Origin of the sequence: Corallococcus llansteffanensis (assembly GCF_003612055.1) — a bacterium.
Taxonomy (GTDB): domain Bacteria; phylum Myxococcota; class Myxococcia; order Myxococcales; family Myxococcaceae; genus Corallococcus; species Corallococcus llansteffanensis.
The window spans coordinates 1-11,244 of sequence record NZ_RAWB01000332.1; the positions used below are offsets into that span (position 1 = coordinate 1).

Sequence of the window (11,244 nt, forward strand, 5' to 3'; positions counted from 1 at the left end):
CTCGAGGACGAGGGGCACCGGGCCGGAGAAGCCGCTCAGCTGCTGACGCCAGAACTGCTCGGACGCCGCGGCGTCCTTCTGCTGGATCCACCCGATGTAGTCCGCATAGGCGCGACGCGCCTGGAGCGGCGGAGCCTGGCCGGCCAGGAGCGCCCCGTAGGTGAGGAACACGTCCTTCAGCACGATGGCCCGGGACCAGCCATCCAGCAGCGCGTGGTGGTTGCTCCAGGTGAAGTAGTACGTGCTCTCGTCCACGTGGATGAGGAGGAGCCGCATCAGCGGCGCCCGCGACAGCTCGAACCCGCGCCGCCGATCCGCCAGCAGCAGGTCCGCCAGCTGCTCCCGCTGCGCGTCCAGGGACAGGTGCCGCCAGTCATGGGCCTCGAGCGGCACGTCCACCGCGCGGCGCACCACCTGGAGGGGCTCGTCCAGCCCTTCCCAGGCGAAGCCCGTCCGGAGGATGGGGTGATGGGCCACCACGCGCTGCCAGGCCTCCCGGAAGCGGTCCACCTGGAGGTCGCCGGGGAGCTGCAGGCTGGCATGGACGACATAGAGCCCCGGGGCAGGTGTCCCCCGGGTCCGCAGCAGCATGTTCCGCTGCATGGGGGAGACGGGGTACAGCGCCTCGATGCCGGCGTCCTCCACGCGCATCCGGTCCGCGACCTGCTGCTGCCGGGCGGTGAGCCGGGGGCCCGCGGCCTCCCCCGCGGGCCGCGCGGCGACGGGCTGCACCACCTCCGCCAGCGCGGCGAGGGTCTGGTGCTGGAAGAGCTGCTTCGGGGTGAGGTGGAGCCCCGCCTGCCGGGCCCGGGCGACCAGCTGCACGCCCAGCACCGAGTCGCCTCCCAGGCTGAAGAAGTTGTCGTGCACGCTGAGCTGCTCCACTCCCAGCAGCGCGCTCCAGATGCCCGCGAGCACCTTCTCCTCGGGCGTGCGCGGCGCCACCACCGGCTGGGCATCCTGGCGGGTCAGCCGGGGGGCCGGGAGGTTGCGCCGGTCCACCTTGCCATTGGGCGTCAGCGGCAGGGCCTCCAGGAAGACGTAGGCGGTGGGCACCATGTACTCGGGGAGCTGGGACTTGAGGGCGGCCCTCGTGTCCTCGGCCGTCAGCGTCTGGCCCTCCTCGGGCACGACATAGGCCACCAGCCGCTTGGGCCCCGAGCCCTCGGCCCGGGCGACGACGATGACCTCGTCCACCCCGGGCAGCTTGCGCAGGGCGGCCTCGATCTCTCCCAGCTCGATGCGCAGCCCGTTGATCTTCACCTGGTTGTCGATGCGGCCCAGCAGCTCCAGGTTGCCGTCCGGGCGGTAGCGGGCCAGGTCCCCCGTCTTGTAGAGCCGGGCGCCGGCCCGCGTGCTGAAGGGGTGCGGGATGAACTTCGTGGCCGTCAGCTCCGGGCGGTTCAGGTAGCCCCAGGCCACCCCCGCACCGCCCAGGTGCAGCTCGCCCGGCACGCCGATGGGCACCGCCTGCAGCTGCGCGTCCAGCACGTAGCAGAGCTGGTTCGTCATCGGCATCCCGTAGGGGATGCTCTTCCACGCGGGGTCGGTCTCCACGACGTCGTAGATGGTGGAGTCCATGGAGATCTCCGTGGCGCCTCCCAGGCTGATCACCTGCGCACCGGCGACCACGGCCTTGAGCCGGTCCGGCAGCGTGACGGGGATCCAGTCGCCGCCCAGCAACACCAGACGCAGCCAGCGGGGGACGCGCTCCCCGTCGGTGCCCACGCTGGCCAGGAGCATCTCCAGCAGCGCGGGCACGGAGTGCCAGACGGAGACGCGGTGCTGCACCATGAGCTGCGCCCAGTGGGCCGGGTCGCGCTCGAGCGCCGCGACGGGCAGCACGATGGTGGAGCCCGCGGCGAGCGTCCCGAAGACGTCATACGCGGACATGTCGAAGCTCAGCGACGACAGGGCCAGCACGGCGTCCCCGGGGCCAATGTCGAAGCGGCGGTTGAAGTCCGTGAAGTTGTTCACCCGGCCCCGGTGGTCGAGCATCACCCCCTTGGGGTTGCCGGTGGAGCCCGACGTGTAGATGACGTACACGAGGTCCTCCGGCGTCACCGCGCTCGGCGGGTTCGTGTCCGGCTCCCGGGCAATGTCCGCCCAGTCCGTGTCCAGGCAGAGCACCTGGGCCTGCTGCGCGGGAAGCCGCTCCAGCAGGGCCGACTGCGTCAGCAGCACCGGGGCCCGGACATCCTCCAGCATGAACTGGAGGCGCTCCTTCGGGTAGGCGGGATCCAATGGCATGTAGGCGCCACCCGCCTTCACGATGCCCATCAAGCCCACCACGGCCTCCAGCGAGCGCCGCACGCAGAGGCCCACCTTGACGTTGGGCCCCACGCCAAGCGCGCGCAGGCGGTGGGCCAGTTGGTTCGCACGCCGGTTGAGCTCCCGGTACGTCAGCGCCTCCTCGCCACACACGGCGGCGACGGCGTCCGGCGCCCGGTCCACCCATGCCTCGAACAGCTCGTGCAGGCACGCGCGCTCCGGGAACGCCAGGTCCGTGGCGTTCCAGTCGCGGATGAGCTGCTGCTGTTCGGGCGCCGTGAGCAGCGGCACGCGGGACAGGCGCTGGCCGGGGTCCGCGGCGAGGCTTCCGAGGAGGGTGCGGAAGTGCCCCTCCATGCGGTGGATGGTGGCCTCGTCGAAGAGGTCGGTGCTGTATTCCAGGGACACCTGGAGCCGGCCCTCGACCTCCATGAGGTAGAGGGTCAGGTCGAACTTCGACGTCCCGCTCTCCACCTCCATGGGCGCCATCGTCAGCTCCGGCAGCGCCAGCGGCTTCGACGGGTCGTTGCGGAACACGAACATGACCTGGAACAGGGGCATGTGGCTCAGGCTCCGCTCCGGCTGGATGAGCTCCACCAGCTGATCGAAGGGGAGGTCCTGGTGGGCATACGCGCCCAGGCACACGTCCTCGACCTGCTCCAGGAACGCGCGGAAGGTGGGGTCCCCGTCGAGGTCCGTGCGGAGCACCAGCGTGTTGGCGAAGTAGCCGATGAGGCCCTCCAGCTCCGGCTGGGTGCGGTTGGCGATGGGCGTGCCCACGAGCAGGTCCACCTGGCCGTTGTAGCGGTGGAGCAGCAGCTTGAAGGCGGCCAGCATCGTCATGAAGAGCGTGACGCCCTCCTGGCGGCTGACGTCCTTGAGCGCCGCCGTGAGGGCCTCGTCCAGGACGAAGAGATGGTGCGCTCCCCGGAAGGACTGGACCGCGGGGCGGGGCCGGTCGGTGGGCAGCTCCAGCACCGGCAGGCTGCCGGCAAGCCGCGTCTTCCAGTACGCGGCCTGCTTCTCGTACTCCTCCCCGCGCAGCCACTCGCGCTGCCACACGGAGTAGTCCGCGTACTGCACGGGCAGCTCCGGGAGGACGGAGGGCCGGCCCGCGGCGAAGCTGGCGTAGAGGGTGCCCATCTCCTGGAGCATCACGCCCATGGACCAGCCGTCGGAGATGATGTGGTGCATGTTCAGCAGCAGCACGTGCTCCCGCTCCGAAAGGCGCAGCAGCGTCGCGCGGACCAGGGGCCCCGTCCGCAAGGTGAACACGTGCCGGGCCTCGGCGAGCGCGTGCCGCTCCACCGCCGCGTCCTGCTCGGTGCGTGGCAGGCCCTGGAGGTCCACCACCGGCAGCTCCAGCGCCAGCGCCGGCGCGATGATCTGCACGGCGCGCCCGTCCTGAGATGGGGGCGCGAAGGTCGTGCGGAGGACCTCGTGCCGGCGGATGATCTCATTGAGGCTGCGCCGCAGCACCTGCGCGTCCAGCTTCCCCGTGAGGCGCACGTTGGTGGGGACGTTGTACAGCGGGCTGTCGGGCTCCAGCTGGTCGAGGAACCAGAGCCGCTGCTGCGCGAAGGAGAGCGGCACGGGCACGTTGTCCGGCCGCCGTGGGACGGCCGGGCCCCGTGGGGACTCGGTCTTGTTCTTGAGCTGCCGTGACAGCAGGGCGCGCTTCTCGGGAGGAAGGGCGGCGAGTCGCTTGGAGAGGTCGCTCATGGGAGAGGTCCGTCGTGCGGAAAAGATGAGGGGTGATGACGCCTACGGCTCGGGGTGGGCGGCCGCGTAGCGGGGGATGGGGAAGCGCCGGGAGAGGGCGCGGACCTCCGCGCGGATGCCGGCCTGGAGGGTGGGGCTGAGGCTGTACTCGCGCGGGCCGAGCACCTCGATGCCGGAGAGCACGCGGTGGAAGAGGTCGGCGCACAGCTCCATCTCGCGCGGGCCGTAGCCGCGGCCCGCCAGCGTGTTGGTCCCCAGCCGCACGCCGCTGGCGATCTCGGCCGGGTTCTTGTCGCCCGGGATGGAGTTCTTGTTGACGATGATGCCGCAGGCCTCCAGCGCCTGCTCCGCCAGGAGCCCGGTGAGGCCCCGCGCCGCGACATCCACGAGCACGATGTGGTTGTCCGTGCCGCCGGAGATGATGCGGTAGCCGCGCTCCTGGAGCGCCTGGGCGAGCGCGCGCGCGTCCTCGACGATGCGCTCGGCGGTGGCCTTGAACCCGGGGGTGACGGCGACGGCCAGGGCCCGGGCCTTGGCCGCCATGGCGTTGATGATGGGCGCGCCCTGGAAGTAGGGGAACACCGCGCGGCGCATCAGGTCGGTCAGCGTGTGCTTGCCATCCGGGCCGAGCGCCTCATGGTCGCGTCCCAGCAGGATGAGCCCGCCGCGCGGCCCGTAGAGCTGCTTGTGCGTGCACGTGGTGGTGAAGTGGGCGTGGTCGATGGGGCTCGGGTGGAGCCCGGTGATGACGAGCCCCGCGATGTGCGAGATGTCCGCCAGCAGGTAGGCGTTCACCTCGTCGGCGATCTCGCGGAAGCGGCGGAAGTCGACGATGCGGGAGTAGGCGGTGGCGCCGCAGATGATGAGCCGGGGCTTGAACTCCCGGGCCATCCGCGCGGCCTGCTCGTAGTCGATGAAGCCGTTCTCATCGACGCCGTAGTGGACCGACCGGAAGTACTGCCCGGACATGGAGACCTTGGAGCCATGCGTCAGGTGGCCGCCCGCGCGCAGTCCCATTCCGAGGATGGTGTCGCCCGGCGCCAGCAGGTGCGACAGGACGATGTAGTTGGCCGAGGTGGCTGAATGCGGCTGGGTGTTGGCGTAGCGCGCCTGGAAGGCGGTCTTGGCGCGGTCGATGGCCAGCTGCTCGATGCCGTCGATGCGCTCGCAGCCCGCGTGGTAGCGCTTGCCCGGGTAGCCCTCGGCGGTCACGTTGACCGCCACCGAGCCCTGGCACGCGAGCACCGACGGGTCGGCGATGCTGCACGAGGCGACCATCACGAGCGTGTCCTGCTGACGCTCGTATTCACCTTCGAGCAGCGCGAAGAGCGCGGGATCTTCCTCGGCGAGGAGCTCGCTCCCGCTGCGCATGAGCTCCGAAAGGATGTTCTTGTTCACGGGTGATTCCTCTCGTGGGGACGAATCGGAAGGGGGGAGCTTTTTCACGGGATTCACAGGGCCTCGCTTTCGGCCAGCAGGTCCGCGGTGTCCTCGGTGGACATCGCTTCGAGGTCGGCGAGCATCTGGGCCAGGGTGTCGTCATCCACCTGCTCGGCCTGGGCCTGGAGGACGACGTCCGCGATGCTGGCGACGGTGGGGCTCGCCAGCAGGCGGCGCAGGGGAAGCTCCACCTTGAAGGTGGCCTTCAGCCGGGTGGTGAGCTGGGTGGCCAGCAGGGAGTGCCCTCCCAGCTCGAAGAAGTTGTCGTGGATGCCGACCCGGTCGATGCCGAGCAGCATCTGCCACATGTCCGCGATGGTCTGTTCCAGCTCGCCGCGGGGCGCGACGTACTCGGTGCGGAGCTGGGGACGGACGTGGGCGAGGTTCGCGCGGGAGGCGGTGTCGCCCGGGGCGGCGCCGTCCTCCTGGAACCGGGTCCACCGGTCGAGGCGGGCCTGGAGCGAGCCCGTGGACATGAGCACGTGGGCGACGGGCTCCAGGGACAGCAGGTGCTCGAAGGCCTTCACGCCCTCGGCGGGAGTGAGGGTCAGCTCCTGGAGGGTCGCTCCGAGCGCGTTGCCCCGCGCGGGGTTCGCGTCCGTCCGCCAGCCCTCCCAGTTCACGGAGATCCAGGGGAAGGCGCTGGTCCGGCCGTGCGCCTGGGCGAAGACGTCCATGAACCGGTTGGCGGACGCGTAGGCGGCATAGCCGAGTCCACCGAGGACCGACGCCAGGGACGAGCACAGGATGCAGAAGTCCAGGTCGCGTCCCTCCAGCAGCGAGGCCAGCACCTGGAGGCCCCGCACCTTGGGAGCGAAGTGCCAGTCGCAGTCGGTGGGCAGGGCCTCGTCGATGAGGCGGACGGCTTTGTCGCCCGTCGTCCCCGCCGCGTGGATGACGCCATGGAGGGGTCCGAAGCGAGCGGTGGCCGCGTCGAGCGCCGCGGACACCTGCGCGGCGTCGGCCACGTCCGCGCGAAGCACCAGGACCTCGGCGCCCAGGGACTCCAGCTCGTCGAGTGCGCGGAGCCGCTCGCGGGTCGTCTCGTCCGCCGTGCCGTCCGCGAGCATGCGGGCCCCCTCCTCGCGGGTGGGTACGCCGGTCCTGCCGAGGAGGACCAGTCGGGCTTGGACGGTGCGCGCCAGGTGCCTCGCCAGCTCGAGGCCGATCTTCCCGAGTCCGCCGGTGATGAGGTACGTGCCGCGCTGCCGGAGCGGGAGGGCGGCTTCCGTCGTGGGACGCTGGGGAACCTGCTCGAAGGTCTGCACCCAGCGGTGGGTTCCGCGGTAGGCGACCGCCGCGTCCTTCATGTCGGCGAGGACTTCCTTCACGAGCCGGGCCGCGAGCGCAGCGGTGCCCGCCGCATCCGTCGGGGGCTCCACGTCGATGCTCCGACAGCTGATGTTCTGGTGCTCCTGGGGAATCACGTTGCAGAGGCCCAGGACGGCCGCCTTCGCGGCGTTCAGCGGCTCGTGGCCGGTGACCTCCTGCGTCCCATTCGCGAGCGTCACGATGCGCAGCGACTCCGTGAGGTGCTGTTTCCCGAGCGCCTGGGTGAGGAACAGGAGGCTGTAGAAGCCGAGGTCCAGGTCCCGCTCGAGCGCGTCGGAGCCCGGAGCATCCGGAGCCGTGAGCCCCCAGCCGTGGAGGATGAGGTCCGGCAATGACTGGGCGGTGCTCAGGTCACCGAGGAGCCGCGCGTAGCCCGTGCTGCTGCGCGGATCGATGACGAACCCATGACTGCCCTCGCGGCGGTACTCGGAGCCCGGGGAGACGGTGAAGACGGAGTGGCCAAGGGCCTCGAGGCGGGAGACGAGGGAGGAGGCGAGGTCGAGCGCGTCGAGAAAGACGAGGCACCGGCGAGGCGCGGAGGCGGAGGCGCGAGGCGGGAGGGAGCGCTTCCAGGAGGGCAGGTAGAACCAGTCGGCGACGTGGGGCTGCTTGCGAAGCGGATCCGCGAGGGAGGAGAGGGAGGCGCGTCCGGGCTCCACCCAGAAGCGCTGACGCTCATAGGGGTAGGTGGGGAGGAGGACGCGGCGAGGTGGAGCGGCGTGGACGGCGTCCCAGGAGAGGGGGACGCCGGAGAGCCAGGCCTTGCCGAGAGAGGCGAGCAGCACGCGTACGTCATCGGCCTCCTCCTGCGGGTGACGCATGGAGGAGAGGACGAGGGCGTGGGAGTGGGCGCGTGTGGAGAGGTGGGCGAGACGGGTGAGCGTCTGGCCGGGGCCGACTTCGAGGAAGAGGGGCGAGCCGAGGGAGGCGAGTGCCGTCTCCACGCCGGAGGCGAAGCGCACCGTCTGGCGCAGGTGGCGGGCCCAGTAGTCAGGGCGGGTGGCTTCCTGGGCGGTAATCCACGTGCCGGTGACATTGGAGAGGAAGGGGAGCTTGGGTGCGTGGAGGGAGAGGGAGGAGAGGACGCGGGTGAACTCAGCGAGCAGCGGCTCCACCAGCGAGGAGTGGGCGGCGACGTCGATGGCGATTTCGCGGTGCTCGACGGAGGACTCACGAAGGCGCGCGGCGAGCGCGGCGATGGCGAAGGTGGGGCCGGAGACGACGCAGAGGGAAGGGGCGTTGACGGCGGCCAGGGAGAGCGAGTCACCCAGCAGGGGCAGGACGTCGGCCTCGGAGAGGGCGACGCTGAGCATGGCGCCCGGGGGGAGCTGCTCGAAGAGACGGCCGCGCAGGCAGACGAGGGCGAGGGCGTCCTGGAGGGAGAAGACACCCGCGAGGCATGCGGCGACGTACTCGCCGAGGGAGTGGCCGATGAGGGCCTGGGGCTTGAGGCCCCAGGCGAGCCACTGCTGGGCCAGGGCGTAGGAGGTGACGAAGAGGGCGGGAAGGCCGAGGCGGGGCTGGCGCAGGAGGGCTGCGGAGGCGTCAGCGGAAGAGGTCGGCGGGTAGAGGACGGCGCGCACGTCCTGGCCGAGAAGCGGCAGGAGGAGCGAAGCGCAGCGGTCGACGGTGTCGCGGAAGAGCGGGAGCGAGGCGTAGAGGGACTGGCCCATGAGGACGTACTGGGCACCGCCACCGGGGAACATGAAGACGACGGGCCGCTCGTCGGAGTCATCGAAGCCGGAGACGAACGCAGGAGGCTGCTGCTGGGAGTCCTGAAGCAGCTGGGCGGCCTGAAGGGCGTCGGAAGCGATGAGGAAGCGGCGGTGGGGCAGCAGACGGCGGCCCACCTGGAGGGTAAAGGCGACGTCGGCCAGGGGCAGCTCGGGGTGGGCCTGGAGGTGCGTGGCGAGCTGCGCGGTGGCGCGCTCCAGCGCCGAGGCCGTCTTCGCCGACAGCACCAACACCTGTGGCGCGTTCGTAGAAGCAGGGACCTCCCGCGCGGGGGCCTCTTCGAGGATGACGTGGGCGTTGGTGCCACCAATGCCGAAGGCGCTGACGCCGGCCCTGCGAGGCACGCCCGCGGGAGGCTGCCAGTCCTTCAGTGAGGCGTTGACGTAGAAGGGACTGTCCTCCAGGCCGAGCTGCGGATTCGGTGCGGAGTAGTGAAGGCTGGGTGGCAGCTTGCGGTGGTGCAGCGCCAGCGCCGTCTTGATGAGGCCGGTGACACCGGCCGCGGCATCCAGGTGGCCCAGGTTGGACTTGACTGAACCCAGGGCGCACGTGGCGCGCGAGGCGGAGCGGAAGGCGCGCTTGAGGGCCGACAGCTCGATGGGGTCACCCATGGGCGTGGCGGTGCCGTGAGCCTCGACGTAGGAGATGGACGAAGGCTCCACGTCGGCCATGGCGAGCGCTTCGGTGATGGCCTCGGTCTGTCCGTCGACGCTGGGAGCGGTGAAGCCGGGCTTGAGGGAGCCATCGTTGTTGATGGCCGAGCCCCTGATGACGGCGTAGACGGTGTCGCCGTCGTTCAGCGCATCCGAGAGGCGTTTGAGGAGGACGACGCCGACCCCGTTGCCGCTGACGGTGCCCTGGGCCCTGGCATCGAAGGCGCGGCAGTGGCCATCCGGCGACAGGATGCCTTCCGGCTCATAGACGTAGCCGGAGGCCTGCGGAACCTGGACGCAGGCGCCACCCGCGAGCGCCATGTCGCAGCGGTAGCTGATCAGGTTCTGACAGGCGACGTGGACGGCGACGAGCGAGGTGGAGCAGGCGGTCTGGACGGTGAGGCTGGGGCCGCGCAGGCCGAGCTTGTAGGCCACGCGTGTGGCCACGAAGTCCTTATCGTTCCCGAGGGCCGCCTGGTACCCCGCTGCACCGGCCAGCAGCTCCGGGTGGCCGTACAGGTTGTGCAGGAGATAGGTGTTCATGCTCACACCGGCGAAGACGCCGATGCGGTTGTCGGAGGCGGGCGCGCCATGGCCTGCGCGCTCAAGAACCTCGGCGGCGCACTCGAGGAAGAGGCGCTGCTGGGGGTCCATGGTGGCGGCCTCGCGTGGGGCGAGGCCGAAGAAGGAGGCATCGAACTGGTCGACGTCATCGAGCACGCCCCGGGCGGGGACGTAGTGGGGCTGGCCTCGCACGGAAGCGTCGACGCCCGCGGCGGCCAGCTCCTCATCGGAGAAGACGGAGACGGACTCGGCGCCCGAGCAGAGATTCTCCCAGAGCGCTTCGATGCTCCGCGCACCAGGGAAGCGCCCGCTCATGCCGATGATGGCAATGGTCTCCATGCCATCCTGGGGACCCTCCTCGATCAGGCTATCCATTCTTCTTCCCATCCTTCATGCGCATCAGCAGGCGCTTCTGTTGATCCATGACCTGCTTCTGTTTGGTGGCTCGCTCCTGGTGCTTCTCGAGCGAGGGCTGATCGGAGACTTCACGGCTCAACAGCTTCGCGAGTGAGCGGATGGTGGGTGCTCGGAAGAGCTCGACCAGTGGGACGTCGAGCTTCAGGGTCTCGCGAAGCTGCGCGTGGAGCTGGACCATCAGCAGCGAGTTGCCGCCGAGGTCGAAGAAGTTGTCGTGGACGCCGACCTTGTCGAGGCGAAGGACGGACTGCCACGCGGAGGCAAGCTGCTGCTCCAGGGCGCTCTGAGGGGCGACGAAGCCGGTGTCCAGCGAGGGCCGCGCGTCGGGCGCGGGCAGGGCGCGCCGGTCCAGCTTGCCGTTGGGCGTGAGCGGGAGCGCGTCCAACGGCAGCAGGTGGGCGGGCACCATGTAGCCGGGCAACTGCTGCTGCAACGCGCGGCGCAGCTCACTGACGGAGGGCGCGTCGGGAGCGAGTACGAGGTACGCGACGAGGCGCTTGTCCCCAGGCACATCCTCGCGGACGAGGACGGCCACCTCGCGCACGCCCGGCTGTCGCGCCAGCGCGGCTTCAATCTCTCCCAACTCAATCCGGAAGCCGCGCAGCTTCACCTGATGGTCATTGCGGCCGAGGAACTCCAGTTGGCCCTCCGCACGCCAGCGGGCGAGGTCGCCGGTGCGGTAGAGGCGAGCGCCGGGCGAAGTGCTGAAGGGATTGGGGACGAAGCGCTCGGCGGTGAGGGAGGGCTGGCCGAGGTAGCCGCGCGCGAGGCCTTCGCCCCCGAGGAAGACTTCGCCCGGGACGCCGAAGGGCGTGGGCTGGCCGAAGCGGTCCAGCAGGTACACCTGGGAGTTGGCGATGGCACGTCCAATGGGAGGCGTGCCGGCCTCGGAGGAATCGATGAGGGCCCAGGTGGAGTAGGTGGTGTCCTCGGAAGGCCCGTAGAGGTTGAAGAGGCGCTGGACGGAGGGCACCTGGTAGGCGCGCGTCACGAGGGCGCGAGGAAGTGGCTCGCCCGCGAGGTTGACGGTGCGGACGGAGGGGGGCAGGCCCGCGCCGCGAAGCAATTCGGAGAGGGCGGAGGGGACGGTGTTGAGGAGGGTGACGTGAGA

4 protein-coding genes are annotated in these 11,244 nt (G+C 70.4%); all 4 read right to left on the minus strand.

All coding sequences use genetic code 11. The features are described 5' to 3' along the window. Nucleotides 1–3,993, minus strand: a 3,993-nt coding sequence (locus tag D7V93_RS26900) for a non-ribosomal peptide synthetase (protein WP_120646117.1), incomplete at its 3' end; no start/stop codon positions are given. Between the two features lie 42 nt (nt 3,994–4,035). Further along, nucleotides 4,036–5,391 (minus strand): serine hydroxymethyltransferase, encoded by a 1,356-nt coding sequence (gene glyA, locus D7V93_RS26905; RefSeq protein ID WP_208723161.1) that lies wholly within the window; start codon nt 5,389–5,391, stop codon nt 4,036–4,038. 53 nt (nt 5,392–5,444) lie between these two features. After that, a complete protein-coding gene (locus D7V93_RS26910; RefSeq protein WP_208723162.1) occupies nt 5,445–10,091 on the minus strand; it encodes a type I polyketide synthase in 4,647 nt (1,548 codons plus the stop codon). After that, nucleotides 10,084–11,244, minus strand: a 1,161-nt coding sequence (locus D7V93_RS26915; RefSeq protein WP_147451345.1) for a non-ribosomal peptide synthetase, incomplete at its 5' end; no start/stop codon positions are given. The genes D7V93_RS26915 and D7V93_RS26910, both read right to left, overlap by 8 nt.